General features: G+C 72.2%; 18 protein-coding genes. 7 read left to right on the forward strand and 11 right to left on the reverse strand.

Features of this window, described 5'->3' with window-relative positions; all coding sequences use genetic code 11:
• Positions 1-9: 9 nt before the first annotated feature.
• Positions 10-822: a SigE family RNA polymerase sigma factor gene (locus tag ACF1B9_RS04605; protein WP_391739026.1), complete on the forward strand. Its 813-nt coding sequence runs from the start codon at positions 10-12 to the stop codon at positions 820-822.
• Positions 823-976: 154 nt separating this feature from the next.
• On the opposite strand, the gene ACF1B9_RS04610 is transcribed toward ACF1B9_RS04605, so the two are convergent.
• The 4 genes from ACF1B9_RS04610 to deoC all read right to left on the reverse strand — a co-directional run bounded on the left by ACF1B9_RS04610 (position 977) and on the right by deoC (position 5,190).
• Positions 977-1,684: a uridine kinase gene (locus tag ACF1B9_RS04610; protein WP_391739028.1), complete on the reverse strand. Its 708-nt coding sequence runs from the start codon at positions 1,682-1,684 to the stop codon at positions 977-979.
• A 123-nt stretch (positions 1,685-1,807) separates the two neighbouring features.
• On the reverse strand, positions 1,808-2,737 hold the full coding sequence (locus tag ACF1B9_RS04615; RefSeq protein ID WP_391739029.1) for an aldehyde dehydrogenase family protein: 930 nt from the start codon (positions 2,735-2,737) through the stop codon (positions 1,808-1,810).
• Positions 2,727-4,175, reverse strand: a complete 1,449-nt coding sequence (locus tag ACF1B9_RS04620) for an aldehyde dehydrogenase family protein (RefSeq protein ID WP_391739327.1) — start codon at positions 4,173-4,175, stop codon at positions 2,727-2,729. The genes ACF1B9_RS04615 and ACF1B9_RS04620 overlap by 11 nt, the downstream gene beginning before the upstream one ends.
• A 13-nt stretch (positions 4,176-4,188) precedes the next feature.
• Complete coding sequence (deoC, locus tag ACF1B9_RS04625) at positions 4,189-5,190, reverse strand: deoxyribose-phosphate aldolase (RefSeq protein WP_391739328.1); 1,002 nt, start codon at positions 5,188-5,190, stop codon at positions 4,189-4,191.
• A 124-nt stretch (positions 5,191-5,314) separates the two neighbouring features.
• Here deoC and ACF1B9_RS04630 point away from each other — a divergent pair, with 124 nt between their 5' ends.
• Positions 5,315-5,986 carry a PH domain-containing protein gene (locus tag ACF1B9_RS04630; protein WP_391739030.1) on the forward strand — a complete coding sequence of 224 codons (672 nt, stop codon included), beginning with the start codon at positions 5,315-5,317 and terminating at the stop codon, positions 5,984-5,986.
• 41 nt (positions 5,987-6,027) lie between these two features.
• On the opposite strand, the gene ACF1B9_RS04635 is transcribed toward ACF1B9_RS04630, so the two are convergent.
• The 6 genes from ACF1B9_RS04635 to ACF1B9_RS04660 all read right to left on the reverse strand — a co-directional run bounded on the left by ACF1B9_RS04635 (position 6,028) and on the right by ACF1B9_RS04660 (position 11,756).
• On the reverse strand, positions 6,028-7,065 hold the full coding sequence (locus ACF1B9_RS04635; protein WP_391739032.1) for a DMT family transporter: 1,038 nt from the start codon (positions 7,063-7,065) through the stop codon (positions 6,028-6,030).
• The gene (locus tag ACF1B9_RS04640; protein ID WP_391739034.1) at positions 7,062-7,673 is read right to left on the reverse strand and encodes a TetR/AcrR family transcriptional regulator; all 612 of its coding nucleotides are present in this window, start codon (positions 7,671-7,673) and stop codon (positions 7,062-7,064) included. Before ACF1B9_RS04640 ends, ACF1B9_RS04635 begins: the two co-directional genes overlap by 4 nt.
• A 161-nt stretch (positions 7,674-7,834) precedes the next feature.
• A complete protein-coding gene (locus tag ACF1B9_RS04645) occupies positions 7,835-8,500 on the reverse strand; it encodes a hypothetical protein (RefSeq protein ID WP_391739036.1) in 666 nt (221 codons plus the stop codon).
• 501 nt (positions 8,501-9,001) lie between these two features.
• Positions 9,002-9,496, reverse strand: coding sequence for a hypothetical protein (locus ACF1B9_RS04650; protein ID WP_391739038.1), 495 nt, complete (start codon positions 9,494-9,496; stop codon positions 9,002-9,004).
• Positions 9,493-10,995, reverse strand: a complete 1,503-nt coding sequence (locus tag ACF1B9_RS04655; protein WP_391739329.1) for an ATP-binding protein — start codon at positions 10,993-10,995, stop codon at positions 9,493-9,495. The genes ACF1B9_RS04650 and ACF1B9_RS04655 overlap by 4 nt, the downstream gene beginning before the upstream one ends.
• Positions 10,996-11,060: 65 nt before the next feature.
• A complete protein-coding gene (locus tag ACF1B9_RS04660; protein WP_391739040.1) occupies positions 11,061-11,756 on the reverse strand; it encodes a response regulator transcription factor in 696 nt (231 codons plus the stop codon).
• 135 nt (positions 11,757-11,891) lie between these two features.
• On the opposite strand from ACF1B9_RS04660, the gene ACF1B9_RS04665 reads away from it, so the two are divergent.
• From ACF1B9_RS04665 to ACF1B9_RS04685, 5 genes are all read left to right on the forward strand, one after another.
• On the forward strand, positions 11,892-12,545 hold the full coding sequence (locus tag ACF1B9_RS04665; RefSeq protein ID WP_391795891.1) for a hypothetical protein: 654 nt from the start codon (positions 11,892-11,894) through the stop codon (positions 12,543-12,545).
• Positions 12,542-13,621: a peptidoglycan-binding protein gene (locus ACF1B9_RS04670; protein WP_391739042.1), complete on the forward strand. Its 1,080-nt coding sequence runs from the start codon at positions 12,542-12,544 to the stop codon at positions 13,619-13,621. The genes ACF1B9_RS04665 and ACF1B9_RS04670 overlap by 4 nt, the downstream gene beginning before the upstream one ends.
• The gene (locus ACF1B9_RS04675) at positions 13,618-14,337 is read left to right on the forward strand and encodes an ABC transporter ATP-binding protein (protein WP_391739043.1); all 720 of its coding nucleotides are present in this window, start codon (positions 13,618-13,620) and stop codon (positions 14,335-14,337) included. The genes ACF1B9_RS04670 and ACF1B9_RS04675 overlap by 4 nt, the downstream gene beginning before the upstream one ends.
• Complete coding sequence (locus ACF1B9_RS04680) at positions 14,334-15,527, forward strand: ABC transporter permease (RefSeq protein WP_391739045.1); 1,194 nt, start codon at positions 14,334-14,336, stop codon at positions 15,525-15,527. Before ACF1B9_RS04675 ends, ACF1B9_RS04680 begins: the two co-directional genes overlap by 4 nt.
• A gap of 192 nt (positions 15,528-15,719) precedes the next feature.
• Positions 15,720-16,841 carry a cation diffusion facilitator family transporter gene (locus ACF1B9_RS04685; protein ID WP_391739047.1) on the forward strand — a complete coding sequence of 374 codons (1,122 nt, stop codon included), beginning with the start codon at positions 15,720-15,722 and terminating at the stop codon, positions 16,839-16,841.
• Between the two features lie 52 nt (positions 16,842-16,893).
• Here the strand turns inward: ACF1B9_RS04685 and ACF1B9_RS04690 are convergent, their stop codons facing one another.
• A complete protein-coding gene (locus ACF1B9_RS04690; RefSeq protein ID WP_391739330.1) occupies positions 16,894-18,534 on the reverse strand; it encodes a phospho-sugar mutase in 1,641 nt (546 codons plus the stop codon).
• Positions 18,535-18,552: the final 18 nt, after the last annotated feature.

Consider the following 18,552-nt stretch of genomic DNA (forward strand, 5'->3'; position numbering starts at 1 on the left):
GGGCGCAGGATGAACGCAACTCACAGCACCACCGCAAGCGCAGTTGTCACGCGTCTCCACGATGTCGGCCGGAGTACCGAGAAATCCGGTGCCGTGGGGGGCGCCTCCCTGCTTGAGCGGAGCCGAGAGCTCGGCGGCGGGCGGGGGTGCGTTCGGGGCGCCGGGCGTCAGCACACGTCGTACATGACGGTGATCGACGCGTCCGTGGGGGGCAACGGGGGAAATGGCGGGGGAAGCAACGGGGGAGCCGCGTACGGGGAGGTCACGGGGGAGCGGAAGGCCCCGGCGCAGGTCGAGGACGCCGAAACGGCGTTCACGGCCTACGTCCGGGAGCGCCGCGCCTCCCTGTACGCAACCGCCTATCACCTGACCGGTGACCGGTTCGAGGCCGAGGACCTGCTGCAGAGCGCTCTCTTCTCGACCTACCGTGCGTGGGACCGGATCAGTGACAAGGCGGCGGTCGGCGGCTATCTGCGCCGCACCATGACCAATCTGCACATCAGCGCCTGGCGCAGGCGCAAGCTCAACGAGTACCCGACCGAGGAGCTGCCGGAGACGGCGGGCGACACGGACGCGATGCGCGGCACGGAACTGCGCGCCGTGCTCTGGCAGGCGCTGGCGCGGCTGCCCGAACTCCAGCGCACGATGCTGGTCCTGCGCTACTACGAGGGCCGCACCGACCCGGAGATCGCGGCCATACTCGACATCAGTGTCGGCACGGTGAAGTCCAGCATCTGGCGGTCGCTCCGTCGGCTGCGCGAGGACGAGGTCCTCAGCTTCGGCCGTGACGAGGAGGAGTCCTTCGGCGAGCTGGTGGCCTGAGGGGACGGGGGGATACGGGGGACGAGGGGGGCCGCCGCTTCGGGGGAGGCGGTGGTGCACGGGGGAAGTGCTGCGGGGTCGGACGGGCTGGGGGCCCGTCCGACCCCGTCGTCATGCCCCCGGCCCGCCGGGTCGACGGGGCGTGGTCACAGCACTAGACCGTCCCCCGTGCCGCGGACGCCCGTCGGCACCGGCCCGCCGCGGCGGCGGCCAGCCGCCCCAGCGCCTCCTCCTTGCCGCACGGATACGCGCCCAGCGCCGTCTGCCGCGCCACGATCCGCCGCTCCGCCCGCATCAGCCGCCACCCCCGCCGCAGCAGGAACGGCACGGACTTGCGCCCCTCGCGCAGATCCCGCAGCAGCCGTCGGCGGAAGGTCGTCGTGGGACGGCCGCGCAGGCACAGCGCGTCCGCGAGGACGCCCAGCTCCTGGCACCGTTCGACTATGTCCGCCGCGAAGATCCCCTCGGCCACGAACAGCGGGGTGCGCTGGATGTGGAAGGCCTCCCGGTCGACACGGGAGCTCGTGGCGATGTCGTACACCGGGACCTCGGTGCGTCCCGTGCGGCACAGTTCCGTGATCGCGGCCACCGCCGCATCGGCGTCCCAGGACTGTGCGGAGTCCCAGTCGATGTCCGTGCTGCCGGGAACGAGCGGCAGGGTGGGGTCGTCGCCCTCCTTGTAGAAGTCGTCCAGACGCAGCACCGGCAGGTCGGTGCGGGCGGCCAGGGAGGACTTGCCGGAGCCGGAAGGGCCCGCGAGCAGCACGACGCGGGTCGGGGGAGGTTGGGAATTCACAGGACACGAGTGTGAGGCATGGACCCACGCAGAGGATCCCCCGGAGGTCGGGTTGGTATCGAGCATCACACCGCAACTACTCTACGCATTCGGGTGGTTACTCGATCGCCTCGATCGGGTGGGGGCTCGCACGCGAACGCGGCCCGCTCCTCCGGGGATTTCGAGGGGAGCGGGCCGCGGTCGTACGGCTCAGTACGAGGACCCCGAGACGCCCAGCGCACCCGTGGGGTGCCAGACCGTCTTCGTCTCCAGGAAGGCCGTCAGGCGGTGGGTGCCGGGATCGGCCGACCAGTCGGAGGCGCTGTCCTCGTCCGTGGCCTGCGCGCGGAGCACCCGCTTCAGGTTGTCCGCCGCCGCGATCTCCAGCTCCTTCGCCAGCGCGGCGTCCGCGCCCGTGAGGTCGATGGCGTTCACGTCCTGGTGGGACGCCAGCGGTCTCGCGATCTCCGCCGTCCCCCCGGACAGGATGTTCACCACACCGCCCGGCAGATCGGAGGTGGCCAGCACCTCGCCCAGGGACAGGGCCGGGAGGGGGGAGTCCGCCGAGGCGATGACGACCGCCGTGTTGCCGGTCGCGATCACCGGGGCGATCACCGAGACCAGCCCCAGGAACGACGACTTCTGGGGCGCCAGTACCGCGACCACACCGGTCGGCTCGGGTGTGGACAGGTTGAAGAACGGGCCCGCGACCGGGTTGGCCCCGCCCACGACCTGGCCGATCTTGTCGGTCCACCCCGCGTACCAGACCCAGCGGTCGATCGCCGCGTCCACGACGGCCACCGCCTTGGACTTCGACAGGCCCTCCGCGTCCGCCACTTCGCGTACGAACTGCTCCTTGCGACCCTCCAGCATCTCCGCGACGCGGTAGAGGATCTGGCCGCGGTTGTACGCCGTCGCGCCCGACCAGCCGCCGAACGCCTTGCGGGCGGCCACGACCGCGTCCCGCGCGTCCTTGCGGGAGGACCGGGGGGCGTTCGCCAGCCACTTGCCCTTGCCCGCCGCGCCGGCGGCTGATTTCTTCGCCGTCACCTCGTACACCCGGCCGCTCTCGGAGCGGGGGAACTTGCCCCCGACGTACAGCTTGTAGGTCTTGAAGACGCTCAGACGGTTATCGGACATCGAGGTACGCCTCCAGGCCGTGACGGCCGCCTTCGCGGCCGAAGCCCGACTCCTTGTAGCCGCCGAAGGGCGAGGTCGGGTCGAACTTGTTGAACGTGTTGGCCCAGACGACACCCGCCCGGAGCTTGTTCGCCACCGCGAGGATGCGGGAGCCCTTCTCCGTCCAGATGCCGGCCGAGAGGCCGTACTGGCTGTTGTTGGCCTTCGCGACGGCCTCGTCGGGCGTGCGGAACGACAGCACGGACAGCACCGGGCCGAAGATCTCGTCGCGCGCGATGGTGTGCGCCTGGGTGACGTTCGTGAACAGCGTCGGGGCGAACCAGTAGCCGGAGGAGGGAAGTTCGCAGGGGGCGGACCAGCGCTCGGCGCCCTCCGCCTCGCCCGTCCCGACGAGCGCCGTGATCCGGGCGAGCTGCTCCGCGGAGTTGATCGCGCCGATGTCCGTGTTCTTGTCCAGCGGGTCGCCGAGCCGAAGCGTGGACAGCCGGCGCTTCAGCGCGTCCAGCAGCTCGTCCTGGACCGACTCCTGCACGAGCAGCCGCGAGCCCGCGCAGCAGACCTGGCCCTGATTGAAGAAGATGCCGGTGACGATGCCCTCGACGGCCTGGTCGATCGGGGCGTCGTCGAAGACGATGTTGGCGCCCTTGCCGCCCAGTTCGAGGGTGACCTTCTTGTCCGTGCCGGCGACCTGGCGCGCGATGGCCTTGCCGACCGCCGTCGACCCGGTGAAGGCGACCTTGTCGACGTCCTCGTGCGCGACGAGCGCGGCGCCCGCGTCCCCGTACCCGGTGAGGATGTTCACGACACCCTTGGGGAGGCCGGCCTGGCGGCAGATGTCCGCGAAGAACAGCGCGGAGAGCGGGGTCGTCTCGGCGGGCTTGAGGACCACCGTGTTGCCGGTGGCGAGCGCCGGGGCGATCTTCCAGGCAAGCATCAGGAGCGGGAAGTTCCAGGGGATGACCTGGCCCGCGACGCCGAGGGGGCGGGGGTTGGCGCCGAAACCGGCGTGGTCCAGCTTGTCGGCCCAGCCCGCGTAGTAGAAGAAGTGCGCCGCGACCAGGGGGAGGTCCGCGTCGCGGGTCTCCTTGATCGGCTTGCCGTTGTCGAGGGTTTCGAGAACGGCAAGCTCGCGGCTGCGCTCCTGGATGATCCGGGCGATCCGGAACAGGTACTTGGCACGCTCGGAACCGGGCAGCGCCGACCACTTCTCGAACGCCCTGCGGGCCGCCTTCACGGCCCGGTCGACGTCCGCGGCGCCGGCCTGCGCGACCTCGGAGAGCACCTCCTCGCTGCTCGGCGAGAGAGTCTTGAAGACCTTGCCGTCGGCCGCCTCGGTGAACTCACCGTCGATGAACAGGCCGTACGAGGGTGCGATGTCGACGACCGAGCGCGACTCGGGAGCGGGTGCGTACTCGAATGCAGATGTCTGCTTGTCCATGGTCATGGGGTTCTCAGTCCACCGTCACGTAATCGGGGCCGGAGTAGCGGCCGGTGCTGAGCTTCTGGCGCTGCATCAGCAGATCGTTCAGCAGGCTGGAGGCGCCGAAGCGGAACCAGTGGTTGTCCAGCCAGTCCTCGCCCGCGGTCTCTTTCACCAGCACCAGGAACTTGATCGCGTCCTTGGAGGTGCGGATGCCGCCGGCCGGCTTCACGCCGATCTGTACGCCGGTCTGCGCCCGGAAGTCGCGCACGGCCTCCAGCATCAGCAGGGTGTTCGCGGGCGTTGCGTTGGTGGAGACCTTGCCGGTCGACGTCTTGATGAAGTCCGCGCCCGCCAGCATGCCGAGCCAGGAGGCACGGCGGATGTTGTCGTACGTGGACAGCTCGCCGGTCTCGAAGATCACCTTAAGCCGTGCGTCGGCGCCGTCGGGCCGCGCGCACTCCGCCTTCACGGCGAGGATCTCCTCGTACACCTTGAGGTAGCGGCCGGAGAGGAAGGCGCCCCGGTCGATCACCATGTCGATCTCGTCGGCCCCGGCGGCCACGGCGTCGCGGACATCCGCGAGTTTGACGTCGAGCGCGGCGCGGCCGGCCGGGAAGGCCGTCGCCACGGACGCCACCTTCACGCCGGAACCGGCCAGCGCGGCGACGGCGGTCGCCGCCATGTCGGGGTAGACGCAGACCGCCGCGGTGCGCGGGGTCGTGCGGTCGGTCGGGTCGGGATGGACGGCCTTGGCGGCGAGGGCCCGGACCTTGCCCGGGGTGTCCGCGCCTTCCAGCGTCGTCAGGTCGATCATCGAAATGGCCAGGTCGATGGCGTACGCCTTGGCCGTCGTCTTGATCGAACGGGTTCCGAGGGACGCGGCGCGTGCTTCGAGGCCGACGGCGTCGACGCCGGGCAGCCCGTGCAGGAAGCGGCGCAGCGCACCGTCGGACGCGGTCGCGTCGGAGAGGGGGGTACCTCCCTGCTCGAACGCAGCTGAGAGCTTGCGGGAGGGAGCTGTGGTGGGCATGGTCACCAGAGGAGCATATCTACGCGCGTAGCGACCTGTACAGGGGGCCAGGTCGTCCGAGCGTACTGCGGTACGGGGGCGGGCGCCCCGGCACCCGTTGCGCCCGTCAGGCAGAATCGGGCCCATGACGAGCCCCACACCACCCGCCGAGCCGACCTACGCCGACCGGACCTTCCGGTCGCCCGCCGGGATCGTCGGTGGTGTCCTGCTGCTTGTGCTCATCTGCTGGATCGGCGGGGATGCCGCGTTCCGGGGCCACGGGCGGGTGCCGTGGCTGGCGCTGGCCGGGATACTGACCGCGGTGCCGCTGGTCGTGGCGTTCACGCTGCGGCCCGTCGTGTTCGCCAACGACCGGCGGATCAGGATCCGCAACCCGTTCCGGACGATCACCATGCCGTGGACCGAGGTCGCGGATCTGCGGGCCGGGTATTCGAGCGAGTTGTTCACCGAGGACGGCACCAAGTACCAGATGTGGGCGGTGCCGGTGTCGCTGCGCCAGCGGAAGAAGGCGGCCCGGCAGCAGTCCCGGCAGTCGGTGGACGACCCGTACGGCCGGACCTCGGTGCACGCCGACGTACGCGACAGCAAGTCCCGCATGGCGACGGCCGACCGGACCATGGCGGACCTGCGGGAGCTGGTGGAGCGCGCGAAGACGGGTGCGGCTGCGGGCGCGGCGAAGTCCGCGGAATCGCAGGAGAGCCCGGCGTCCTCGGTCTCGGTGCGCTGGGCGTACGAGGTGATCGCACCGGCGGTGGTGGGCGCGGTGCTGCTGGTGGTGCTGTTCGCGACCGGCTGAGGCGGTGCCGGAGCGCATCCGCACGGGACGGCGCCCAGCTTCTACCTCTCGTCGGCCGGCCGGGCCGTCGGCGGCGGCACGGTCGGAAGGCGCCGAGGGGGTCGCGGGCGCCGGAGAATCGGCGACGGTGTTCCCGCCGTGACACGCCGAGGGGCTCGACGGGGCCGGGAGGGGACGGTCAGTACGCCGAGGCAGGCGATGACGAGCACGATCCCGGTCCAGCCGAGGACGGGCAGGTGCTCGCCCACGACCAGTACCGCGAACACCGCCGCCACGGCGGGCTCCAGCAGGGACAGGGTCGTCGCGGTGCTCACGGGGATGCGGGCCAGGCCGAACCCGAACAGGACGTACCCGGTGAACATCGGCACCAGCGCCATGTAGAGGCCGACGCCCGCGTTCGTCCAGGAGGCGACCAGTGGCGCGCCGGTGGCCAGCAGCACGGGCACGAGCATCAGCCCGCCCAGCCCGAACACCGCTCCCATGGCCGCGCGGGAGACGATGCCGCGGGTGATGAGACGGTGCGCCGCCCACGCGTACACGGCATAGGTCAGGCCCGCGACCAGCCCGAGCCCCACGCCGGCCACGGTCTGCCGGGCGGACCCCGCACCGGTCACGGAACCGCCCCGCGCGGCCTCGGCCGCACACAGCAGCACGGTGCCGGCCAGCCCCAGGGCGGCCCCGGCCATCCATCGCCGGGACAGCCGCCGCCGGTCGACGATCCGCTCGATCAAGGCCGATGCCAGCGGGGCCGAGCCGATCGAGACGACCGTTCCCGCCGCGACACCGGCCAGATGCATGGACGTGTAGAACGCCAGCGGGTACAGCGCCACGCCGGATCCCCCGACGAGCACGATCCGCCACTGCGCCACGAGCCCCGCGCGGACCTGTGCGATGCGGCGCCCGGCCACGAGCGCCTGCAGCAGGCCGCCCAGGCCCATCGCCGCGGCGCCGATCGCCAGGGGCCCCACCTGCGGCGCGAAGGTGGCCGCGGTGCCCGTGGTGCCCCACAGCACCGAGGCCAGCAGTACGGCGAACGCGCCCGCACCGGGTCCGCAGGCGTGCCCGGCCTGCCGGATCACAGGCCGTCCACCAGACGGGCCGCCATGTCCCGTGCCCGTCGCATGCGCACGCCGTCTCCTTCGAGGCCCGCGCGCACGATGGCCCCTTCGAGCAGGAACGCCAGGTGTTCCGCCGTGGCACGGGCCCGCTCGTCCTGGCCGGGCAGCAGCTGCCGGAGATGGGTGATGAGCAGGTCCTCGACCTGCTCCTTGTGGTGGCGCACCACTGTCCGGCCTTCGTGTCCGTTGGGCAGTTCGGCGGCGGCGTTGAGCAGCCCGCATCCCCGGAAGCCGTGCTCATAGGCGAGATCGGCATGGTCGGCGTAGGCGTCGAAGACCGCGAGCACGCCCTCCCTTGGGTTCTGCGTCCCGGCCAGGCGCCGCTGGTAGAGGCCGAGCCACTCCTCGTGCCGGGCCTGGAGGTAGGCGGAGACGAGATCGGCCTTGGAGGCGAAGTTGTTGTAGAGGCTCATCTTCGCCACACCGGCCTCGGCCGTGATCGTGTCGATCCCTGTCGCCGCGACGCCGTCGGCATAGAACCGGCGCGCCGCGGCGTCGAGGATCCGTCCTCGTGCGGCCCCGCGTCGCCGCGTCACCGGCTGCTCGGCACCTGCCTTCGGGTCGGTCATTTCTGCCCCTCTCTAAATTAGGTAGATCAGTCTACCTAATGTTGGGGGGCTCGCCCGTGGCCTGGTCGTCGAAGCCGCTCCCGGGGGCCGGTCCTGCACGGACCCCGGCCCGATTCCGGCGGGCCGGGGTCCGTGTCACCTCGTGCGGGCGGCGGGCCTGGTCACCAGTCGTAGTCGTCGTGCTCGATCACCCGGAAGCTTCCCCCCACTCCATCGGGGACGAAGATGCCTCCTTCGACGCGCCTCGGGAACACGCCATTGGTGGCGCCGTGCGGTCCGACGGTGGCGACAGGGGCGCCGTTGTCGCAGGTCGCCCCGCTGAAGACCTCGACGGTCCGCCAGCTGTCGTTGTAGATGTTGAAGCTTGTCGAGCCGAGGCCGCTGGCGGCGGTGATGCAGCCGCCGGGGGTCGCGGAGTACGTGCGCTCGTTGAAGTGGATCCGGCCCTCGTCGCGCCTGCCGCGGCCCTCGCCGTAGCCCCCGCCGCCGCCCCGGCCCTCGCCGTAGCCGCCCTCGTCGCCGCCTCTGCCCCCTTCGCCGCCCCGGCCCTCGCCGTAGCCGCGATCGTCGCCGCCTCTGCCCCCTTCGCCGCCCCGGCCCTCGTCGCCCCTGCCTCCGTCGCCCTTTCCGGTGTCGGCCGCACCGTCGGGGACGGCGGCGGGAGCGGGAGCGGGGACGGCGGCCTGCTGGACGATCGGGGGCGCCGGCGCCGCCGGGGCCACCTGGGCCGGCTCGGAGGTGGCGGCCGAGGTGAGGGTGCTGCCGGTGGCGATCAGGGCCGCGGCGGCCGCGACCGTGCCGACGATCACGGTGGAACGTTTAGCCATGTCACTTCTCCTGTCTCAGAGAGGTCGGCTGCGCAGTCGACCCGTGACTGAACGTACTTTCGCCCCCCATACCTGTCATATCGGGCGTATCGAAGAGCTGATCGCGCGGAGCCGACCGGGACGGCGGCCACCCGTATGCCATTCAGGTGCAATCCGACGGCCCATCGGAATCCTTTGTGCGCAGGTGAATTGATGCGCCGTTCGCCTGTCCGGGCGACCTCCCGGCACCCGCTCGGCCCGGAAGCGGCGTGTCGTTCATTGACACGGTCCGGGCGGGAGCCGCCGGGCCCCTCTCCCGTCCGGGCTGCCAGCGAGTACGGGCGTCGGCCCGGCCGCCCGGCCGGGCGCGGGGCCGTGCCTTCGCCGATGCGCTCGGCGCTTGATCCGTTCGGGTGGCCGAGGCATCGGCTTCCCGCTCATGGCGCAGTACGGGACGGTGTGGATCGTGGAGGGCGGCGCGGCCGTTCAACCGGAGACGCGCCGTCAACCCGCCTGTCCTCCTCACCTGTTGAGGAAGTCCGCACACCGGTAGGGGCCCAGCGCGGAGCCTTCGGACGGTCGCACGGTGACCTCGACGTCGTCGGCCCTGACCTTCCGGTCGAGTACGGACTGGGCGCGTGCCAGCGTGCACACCAGCTGGCCCGTGCCCTGGTCGCGCCCCGTCTGCGGATAGGGGCCGTCGAGGCGCAATGTGACCCTGCTGCCCATTCCGGTCGCCGAGAAGCCGGGGAGCTCGACGAAAGAGGTGAGCCCGTCGCCCTGCGCGGCGGGTGACGGCCCCTGGAGGAGCAGCTTCACCACCGAGGCGAGGTTCTTGATCTTCACGTCCGGCAGGGGCACTCCGCGCAGTCCGCCCGCGGACGCGTAGTACAGCCGGAATCCGCGCGTCGGCCCGGACGCGGACTCGCCCGCGCCTATCACCCCGGTCGGCTGGACGCCGCAGCCCATGAGGGCGATTCCCAGCGCGGCCACCACGACTCCCTGCCGGACCTTCACTCCGCGTCCTCCTCCGTACGTCGCAGGGGCAGCCGCAGTGTGAACACCGCGCCGCGCCGTGGTCCATCGGCCACGTCGGCCACATCGATCGTGCCGCCGTGCAGCCGCGCGTTCTCCAGCGCGATCGCCGTGCCGAGCCCGCTGCCCTGTCCGCTGTCGTCGGCCGTGCCGCGCGTGCGGGCCTCGTCCGCCTTGTAGAACCGGTCGAAGACCCGCTCCCGAGCCCCCGGCGGCAGTCCGGGGCCGCGGTCGGCGACCTCCAGCGTCACCCACTCCCCGTCCGCCGCGAGAGCCGTCCCGAGGGTCACCGTGATCGGCGGGGCTCCGTGCCGCAGCGCGTTGCCCACCAGATTCGCGACGATCACGTCGATGCGGCGCCGGTCGACCACCGCCCGTACGTCCTCCTGGAGACGCGTGCGCACCCGGTCCGTCCAGCCGCGCAGCGCCAGCGAGGCCCGCACGGTGTCGGCGAGGTCCGTCCCGGTCGCGTTCAGCCGTACCGCCTTGGCGTCGAAGCGGGAGATCTCCATCAGGTCCTCGACCAGCCGGGCCAGCCGTGCCGTCTCCGCGCCGACGGTACGCGCCGCCCGCGCGGCGTCCGGCGGAAGCTGGTCGGCGTCCTCCTCCAGGACGGTGGCCACCATCGTCATCGCCGCGAGGGGCGTGCGCAGTTCGTGCGACACGTCCGCCACGAAGCGGCGTGCCTTCGCCTCCTGCTCGCGCAGTTCCGCGTCGGAGGTCTGGAGCGCGTCGGCGGACTCGTTGAACGTCCTTGCCAGGTCGGCCAGTTCGTCGTGCCCGGTGACGGCGACCCGGCTGCCGAGGTTTCCGGCCGCGAGCTCACGGGTGGCCCGGCCCAGCTTCCGTACCGGACGAAGGACCGTCCCCGCGGCCAGCAGCGCCAGGACGGCGGACAGCAGCACCACCGGCGCGACGCCCGCCCGCACGGAGTCCAGCAGAGCGGCGGTGTCGTCGCGTTCGGCCCGCAGATCGGTGATCGCGAAGACCTCCAGGCCGGAGGTGCGGTGGTCCCCGTCGGCGTACCGCACCGGCATGCCGACGACCAGATAGGGCTCGCCTCGCCACACCACCCGCTGGAACCGGGCCCCGCCCCCGGCGCGCACGGCGGCGCGCAGCTCGGCGGTGATCCGTCCCTCCGTGTCGGCGAGCGAGTCGGAGACCGCGACGAGGTCCTGGTAGTGGACGACCACGAGGCGGGCGCCGATGCCGTCCGAGACCTTCGCCGCGAACCGGGCCAGCGCCTGCTGGTCGGGCGGTACGTCGAAGTCGGCGGCGACCGCCGTGACCCGTTCCCGGAGGTCGTTCACGGCGGCGTTCTGGGTGCGCTGGAGGACGGCGGTGCGGGCGTCCCGGTAGGCGAGGGCGGTCGCGGTCACCGCACTGATGAGGGCGACGACGACGAAGGTGACGACGAGCCGGGTGCGCAGCCCGCCGACCAGCCGCCGGGCGCGCAGCCCACCGACCAGCCGGGTGCGCAGCCCGCCGACCGGCCGCCGGGTGCGCCCTGTCGTCGCGGCGCCGCGCCCGTCTTTGTCCGTACGGTTCACAGCGGCCCGAAGCGGTAGCCGAAGCCCCGCACCGTCTGTATGTACCGCGGCTTCGCGGGCACGTCCTCGATCTTGGCCCGCAGCCGGCCGACCGCCGCGTCCACCAGCCGGGAGTCGCCCAGGAAGGTGTGGTCCCAGATGGATTCGAGGAGCTGTTCGCGGCTGAGGACCCGGCCGGGCGAGGCCGACAGCTCCAGCAGCAGCCGCAGCTCGCTGGGCGGCAGCGCGATGGGGACGCCGCGCTTGGTGACGGTCAGTCCGGCGCGGTCGATCACCAGCCCGGCGAAGCCGGCGTCCGCCTTCTGCGCCTGCCCGGACGGTTCCGCGCGCCGTAGCGCGGCCCGGATGCGGGCCTCCAGCACGGGGGCGGTGACCGGCTTGACCACATAGTCGTCGGCGCCCGCCTCCAGGCCGGTCACGATGTCCGAGTCATCGCCGCGCGCGGTCAGCATGATGACCGGCATGGCGGTGGTCCTGGCGCGGATGCGACGGCACACCTCGAAGCCGTCCATGCCGGGCAGCATCAGATCCAGCACGGCCAGCTCGACCTTCCCGCCCCCGGGACCGTCCAGCAGGGCGAGGGCCTGCTCGCCGGTGGCGGCGGTGTCGACGTCGTACCCGTGCCGGCGCAGCACGAGCTCCATTCCGTCCCGTACGGACGCGTCGTCCTCGATGAGCAGTACATGCGGCATGGGGCCGATTATGAGCACGCCGGGACCGTTCCCGCCCACCCCGTACGGAGGCGGACGCGCAGGTCGAGGGCATTGTTACGTTCCCATCATGTGTCCATGGACGGGCCATCATCCGCGGCGGCGAGCGTGAAGCGCATGAGCTTCCTCAGGACGAACCCCCGCGCCACCGCCCGGCTGCGCGTGGCCACCCTCGTGGCCCTGCCCGTACTCGCCCTCTGCGTCGCGTGCGGCGGCGGTGACGACAGCGCCGACGGGGCGAAGAAGAACGAGTCGATCGCCGACGTGCCGGACGCACCGCCCGCGAGCGCCACGAAGGGCGGGAGCGGGCCGAGCACCGGGTCCGCGGGCAAGAGCGCCTTCTACGACGCACAGATGAAGTTCGTCCAGTGCATGCGTGCCAAGGGCGGCTACAAGGAGTACCCCGACCCCAAGCTCAGCGGCTACCTCGACTGGACGAAGATCAACGAGATCGGTTCCCAGCCCGGCCGCAACGCCGGCATCAAGGCCGGCAAGAACAACGTGTGCGTGTCCGAACTGCAGGCCGTCATGGCGGTCGAGCCCAAGCGCGACCAGCAGAAGTCCTACGAGTCGATGCTCGCGCACGCCAAGTGCATGCGGGACAACGGCGTCTCCCGGTTCACCAATCCGACCATGAGCGGCGGGAACGCGATCCCGGGCGGCGACCCGAACCCGGGGTCCCCGTCCATCGACTCGGATTCACCGTCGTACAAGCAGGCCCGCGAGGCGTGCAAGTCGAAGCTGCTCGACGGTCTGGACGGCATGCAGTGAAGCACCGCGGCATTCCTCTCGCGCTCGGCGCGGTGACCGTCGCCGCCGCCGTCACCGGGGGCGTCCTGTTCCTCGGCGACGGCGGCGACGCGGGCGCCTCCGGGAAGGGCGGCGGCCTGCCGCCCGCCACCGCGACCGTCGTGCGCACCGACCTCGTGCAGTCCAAGACGGTCGACGGCAGGCTCGACTTCGCGCAGCGCCGCCCCGTCAAGTCCGCCGTCGAGGGCACGGTCACGGTGGCCGCTTCCGAAGGCAGGACGGTGGCCATGGGGCAGGCGCTGTACGAGCTGAACGACAAGCCCGTCACCCTCCTGTACGGGCCGGTCCCGATGTTCCGCGAGATGAAGGTGGGCGACCGCGGCAGTGACGTACTCCAACTGGAGCGCAATCTGCGCGACTTGGGGTACGGATCGAAGCTGATCGTCGACATCTGGTACGACAAGGACACCGAGGCCGCCGTCAAGCAGTGGCAGAAGTCCCTGAACCGTGAGGCCACCGGCAGGGTCGGCAGGGGCGATGTCGTCTTCCAGCCCGGCCAGGTCAAGGTGGTCGCCGCCGACGCGGCGCTCGCCGACCAGGTCGGACCGGACACCCCGGTCCTGACGATCGCCTCCACCAAGCCCGTCGTACGGGCGGAACTGGACCAGACCGACGGCGCGCTCGTCTCCAGGAACACCAAGGTCGAGGTCACCCTGCCGAGCGGGAGGACCGTGGCCGGCAAGGTCGCCGGGACGGTGCGCCCCGAGGAGCCCGCGTCCGGGGGCGGAACGGGCGCGCAGGACGGCATCACCGTCGAGGTCGTCCTGGACGGCGGGGCCGGCGCCGCGTCCGGTGAGGACGCCAAGGCGTCGGCGAGCGTGAAGTTCGTCAGCGAGGCGCACAAGGGTGTCCTCGCGGTCCCCGTCGAGGCGGTCGTCGCCCTGCGCGGCGAGAACGGTGGCTACGGCCTCCAGGTCGTGACGGGCACCACCTCAAGGATGGTGCGGGTGGAGACGGGCATGACCGCCGACGGACAGATCGAGGTCAGCGGCCCGGACCTGCGCGAGGGCATGAAGGTCGGAGCGGCGAAACCATGACGCCGGACCCGGTGATCGAACTGCGGGACGCCACCAAGTCGTACCCCGGCGGCGTCCACGCCCTGCGCGGAGTGAACCTCACCGTCGAAGCGGGCGAACTGCTCGCCGTCGTCGGCCCGTCCGGCTCCGGCAAGTCCACCATGCTCAATGTCATGGGCACCCTCGACAAGCCCACCACGGGCACCGTCGAGGTCGCCGGCTACGACGTGTCCCGGCTCTCCGACTCCCGGCTCTCCGCGCTGCGCGCCCGCCACATCGGCTTCGTGTTCCAGCACTTCCACCTGGCGGCGGGACGCGACGCGGTGGACAACGTCGCCGACGGGCTGCTGTACGCGGGCGTTCCACTGAGGGAACGGCGTGCGCGTGCGCGGGAAGCGCTCGCCGCGGTGCGGCTGGAACACCGCTGCTCGCACACGCCGAACGAGCTGTCCGGCGGCGAGAAGCAGCGCGTGGCCATCGCCCGCGCCCTGGTGGGGGAGCCCCGGCTGCTGCTGGCGGACGAACCGACCGGGGCACTGGACACCGCGTCCGGGAAGATCGTCATGGAGCTGCTGCACGAGCTGAACGCGTCCGGCACCACCATCTGCGTGATCACCCACGACAACGAGATCGCGGACTCGCTGCCGCGCCGGGTCCGCTTCAAGGACGGCGAGATCGTCTCGGACTCGCACACCGGCGCGCGCCCCGCCTCCCGCACGGAAGGGGCCGGCCCATGAGGAACGACCTCAAACCCGCCCGTCTCTCCCCTCGCGACATCCTCCGCGTCGGTGCGGTCGGCCTGCGCGCCCGCCGCGCGCGCGTGGTGCTCTCGGCGCTCGGCATCGCCATCGGCATCGCGACCATGGTCGCGGTCGTCGGTCTGTCCGAGTCGAGCCGCGCGGGCCTGATGGCCCAGCTCGACCGTCTCGGCACCAACCTCCTCACCGCCGAGGCGGGCGAGGACCCCATGGGAAAGCCGGTCAAGCTCCCCAGGAACGCGGTCGCGATGGTCGAGCGCGTCGGCCCGGTGCAGCACGCCACGGCCACCGCCGACGTCGACGCCCGGATCCGCCGCAGCGACGTGGTCCCCCAGGAGCGCACCGCCGGCGTCACCGCCCAGGCGGCCCGCATCGACCTGCTGTCCACGCTCGGCGGCGAGGTCGACACAGGCGCCTGGCTGGATCCGGCCGACGAACGCCTCCCCGTGACGGTCCTCGGGGCGGTGGCGGCGCAGCGCCTCGGCATCACCCGCACCGGCGAGACGATCATGATGAACGACACCCGTGTGGTCGTCGTCGGCATCCTCAAGCCGTTCGAACTGGTCCCCACCCTGGACCGGGTGGCCATGGTCGGATTCCCCGCCGCCGAGAGGTACTTCGGCTTCGACGGCCACCCCACCACCGTCTTCGAGCGCTCCACGGACGCCTCGGTGGAGGACGTACGGGCGATCCTGGCCCGCACCATCAGCCCCGGCAACGAGGCGAGCGTCAGGGTCTCCCGCCCCTCGGACGCGCTGGCCGCCAAGGCCGCCACCGACAAGGGCCTGACGACCCTGATGCTGGGACTGGGCGCGGTGGCTCTCCTGGTGGGCGGGGTGGGCGTCGCCAACACCATGGTCATCTCCGTCCTGGAACGCCGCCAGGAGATCGGCCTGCGCCGCTCGCTGGGCGCGACCCGCAACGCGATCCGGCTCCAGTTCCTCACCGAGTCGCTGCTGCTGTCGGCCCTGGGCGGCGCGACGGGCGCGCTGCTGGGCGCGGCAGCGACGTTCGGCTTCGCGCGGGTCCAGGGCTGGACGGCGGTGGTCCCGCCCTGGTCCCTGGCGGGCGGTCTGGTCGCCACCCTCCTGATCGGCGTGATCGCCGGCCTCTATCCGGCGATCCGCGCCTCCCGTCTCCACCCGACGGTGGCTCTGAACGCGACGTGAGGCGGGGGCGTGCGGGGTGCCCTCCCGGGGCGGCGCCCCGTACGCCCCACGTGCTCGACGCCAGATGCGCGACCGCTGGTCCGGGGCGCGCGTGCCACACGCTCCCGAGCCGCACATGCGAGGACGTCGCACCTGGTCACAGGGCGTATGACGGTTGTAGCCGCAATCGATTCCCTGTGCCACGGTGAGGTCATGGAGGGCCATCGGCACACGCGTACACACGACCACCGCCATCACGAGCCCGGCCGCACCCGCGCCGAGCACCGGCACGGGGCGGGAGGCGCGCTGCCGACGCGGCTGCGGCACCGGCTCGCCCATGTGTTCACGCCGCACGGTCATGAAGCCGGTGACAAGGTCGACGCGGTGATGGAGACCTCCCGCGAGGGGATGCGCACTCTGTGGATCTCCCTGGCGGTCCTGGGGGCGACCACCGCGGTCCAGGCCGTGATCGTCGCCCTGTCCGGCTCGGTGGCGCTGCTCGGCGACACGATCCACAACGCCGCCGACGCACTGACCGCCGTCCCGCTGGGCATCGCCTTCGTGCTCGGGCGGCGGGCGGCGAACCGCCGATACACCTACGGCTACGGCCGCGCCGAGGACCTGGCCGGCGTTCTCATCGTGGCGACCGTCGCGGCGTCCGCGGCCCTGGCCGCCTGGATGGCCGTCGACCGGCTGCTCGACCCCCGTGACATGACCCACCTGTGGGCGGTCTCCGCGGCTGCCCTGACCGGGTTCGTCGGCAATGAGTGGGTCGCCCGCTACCGCATCCGGACCGGCCGGAGGATCGGCTCCGCCGCGCTGGTCGCCGACGGCCTGCACGCCCGTACCGACGGCTTCACCTCGCTCGCCGTCCTCCTGGGGGCCGGCGGCGCCGCACTCGGATGGCGGGCGGCGGACCCGGTCATCGGTCTGCTGATCGCTCTCGCCGTCCTGCTGGTGCTCAAGGACGCCGCCCGCGAGGTCTACCGGCGTCTGATGGACTCGGTCGACCCCGCCTCGGTCGAAGCCGCGGAGCGCGCGCTGCGCGGTGTGGAGGGGGTTCTGGACATCGGGCAGGTGCGGATGCGGTGGATCGGCCACGTCCTGCGTGCCGAGGCCGACATCGTGGTCGATCCGCGCCTGACGGTCGTCCAGGCGCATGAGCTGGCCGTCGACGCCGAGCATGCCCTGATCCACGCGATTTCGCGGCTGACCGCCGCGACCGTCCATACCGACCACGCCCCCATCGGCAGCAGGGACCCGCACGCGGCCCTCGTCCACCACGTCGAGCGGCCGGGGCCACCGTCGGTGACGGCTGAGACGATCCGCCGATGAGGCCTTTGGCCGTCGGGCAGGTCCCGGGCCCGGACGACGAGGTGGCGCGGTGTCAGATCCCTGCTGCCGCCGCCAGGTCCCGCTTGATCCCGGCGAGCAGCTGAGCACCCTTCGCACGGGCCGCGGGCAGCTCTGCCGCCGAACCGACCGGCACCACGACCTCCAGATAGCACTTGAGCTTCGGCTCGGTGCCACTCGGGCGGACGATCACCCGGGCGCCCTGGAGCCGGTAGCGCAGCCCGTCGGTGGGCGGCAGCTGCTCGGTGCCCCGGGACAGATCCTCGGCCGAGGTCACGGCGAGTCCGGCGAGCGCGGCCGGAGGCTGTTCGCGCAGCCGCCGCATGGCGTCCGCGATGACCGACAGGTCCTCCACCCGGACCGACAACTGGTCGGTGGCGTGCAGCCCGTGGGCGACCGCGAGGTCGTCGAGGAGATCGAGGAGCGTACGCCCCCGCTCCTTGAGCACGGAGGCGAGTTCGGCGACGAGCAGCGCGGCCGTGATGCCGTCCTTGTCGCGCACGCCGTCCGGGTCGACGCAGTAGCCGAGCGCCTCCTCGTACCCGTACCGCAGACCGTCCACGCGGGCGATCCACTTGAAGCCGGTGAGCGTCTCCTCATACCCGAGGCCCGCCTTCCCGGCGATCCGGCCGAGCAGCGAGGAGGACACGATCGACTCGGCGAGGACACCGGTCACGCCGCGGTCCACCAGATGGGCGGCGAGCAGCGCGCCGACCTCGTCGCCGCGGAGCATCCGCCAGCCACCGTCGGCGTCCGGGTCCGGGACGGCGACGGCGCAGCGGTCGGCGTCCGGGTCGTTGGCGATGACGATGTCGGGGTCCGTACGGCGCGCGGTGGCGAAGGCGAGGTCCATCGCACCGGGCTCCTCCGGGTTGGGGAAGGCGACGGTGGGGAACGCGGGGTCGGGCTCGGCCTGCTCGGCGACGAGCACCGGGGCGGGGAATCCGGCGCGGTCGAAGGCGGCCGTCAGCACGGACGTACCGACTCCGTGCATCGCCGTGTACACGACGCGGGCGGTACGCGGCGATCCGGCGGCGAGCACGGTGTCCGTACGGGCCAAGTAGGCGTCCAGGACCTCTTCGCCGAGGACCTCCCAGCCGTCGTCGGGGCGGGGCACGCCGCCGAGCGGGCCGACCGCGGCGATGGCGGCGGCGATCTCGCCGTCCGCCGGGGGGACGATCTGCGAGCCGTCGCCGAGATAGACCTTGTAGCCGTTGTCGCGGGGCGGATTGTGGCTGGCGGTCACCTCGACGCCCGCGACGGCGCCCAGGTGCCGTACGGCGTACGCCAGGACGGGCGTGGGCAGCGGACGGGGGAGCAGCGCCGCGCGAAGGCCCGCGCCGGTCATCACGGCTGCGGTGTCGCGGGCGAAGTCGGCCGACTTGTAGCGGGCGTCGTATCCGATGACGACCAGTCCGCCCGTCTCCCCCTCGGCCTTGAGGTAGGAGGCGAGCCCGGCCGCGGCGCGGATGACGACCGCGCGGTTCATCCGCATCGGCCCGGCGCCCAGCTCGCCGCGGAGTCCGGCCGTGCCGAACTGCAGCGTGCCGGCGAACCGTGCGGCGAGCTCGTCGAGGTCCTCGGCGGCGATGAGCTTGGCGAGCTCGTCGCGGGTCTCGGGATCGGGGTCCTCCGCGAGCCATGTCCTGGCCTGCGCGATGAGGTCCTGCTGCACGGTGTCCGCCTTTCTGCG

It is taken from the genome of Streptomyces sp. NPDC014727 (genome assembly GCF_043083485.1).
Taxonomy (GTDB): Bacteria; Actinomycetota; Actinomycetes; order Streptomycetales; family Streptomycetaceae; genus Streptomyces.

What these genes read in the sequence shown, in the direction of transcription:
- ACF1B9_RS04605 (WP_391739026.1), top strand. Translation starts at nt 10, where the DNA reads ATGAACGCAACTCACAGCACCACCGCAAGCGCAGTTGTCACGCGTCTC.
- ACF1B9_RS04610 (WP_391739028.1), bottom strand. Translation starts at nt 1,684, where the DNA reads ATGCTCGATACCAACCCGACCTCCGGGGGATCCTCTGCGTGGGTCCAT.
- ACF1B9_RS04615 (WP_391739029.1), bottom strand. Translation starts at nt 2,737, where the DNA reads ATGTCCGATAACCGTCTGAGCGTCTTCAAGACCTACAAGCTGTACGTC.
- ACF1B9_RS04620 (WP_391739327.1), bottom strand. Translation starts at nt 4,175, where the DNA reads ATGGACAAGCAGACATCTGCATTCGAGTACGCACCCGCTCCCGAGTCG.
- deoC (WP_391739328.1), bottom strand. Translation starts at nt 5,190, where the DNA reads ATGCCCACCACAGCTCCCTCCCGCAAGCTCTCAGCTGCGTTCGAGCAG.
- ACF1B9_RS04630 (WP_391739030.1), top strand. Translation starts at nt 5,315, where the DNA reads ATGACGAGCCCCACACCACCCGCCGAGCCGACCTACGCCGACCGGACC.
- ACF1B9_RS04640 (WP_391739034.1), bottom strand. Translation starts at nt 7,673, where the DNA reads ATGACCGACCCGAAGGCAGGTGCCGAGCAGCCGGTGACGCGGCGACGC.
- ACF1B9_RS04645 (WP_391739036.1), bottom strand. Translation starts at nt 8,500, where the DNA reads ATGGCTAAACGTTCCACCGTGATCGTCGGCACGGTCGCGGCCGCCGCG.
- ACF1B9_RS04660 (WP_391739040.1), bottom strand. Translation starts at nt 11,756, where the DNA reads ATGCCGCATGTACTGCTCATCGAGGACGACGCGTCCGTACGGGACGGA.
- ACF1B9_RS04665 (WP_391795891.1), top strand. Translation starts at nt 11,892, where the DNA reads ATGAGCTTCCTCAGGACGAACCCCCGCGCCACCGCCCGGCTGCGCGTG.
- ACF1B9_RS04675 (WP_391739043.1), top strand. Translation starts at nt 13,618, where the DNA reads ATGACGCCGGACCCGGTGATCGAACTGCGGGACGCCACCAAGTCGTAC.
- ACF1B9_RS04680 (WP_391739045.1), top strand. Translation starts at nt 14,334, where the DNA reads ATGAGGAACGACCTCAAACCCGCCCGTCTCTCCCCTCGCGACATCCTC.
- ACF1B9_RS04685 (WP_391739047.1), top strand. Translation starts at nt 15,720, where the DNA reads ATGGAGGGCCATCGGCACACGCGTACACACGACCACCGCCATCACGAG.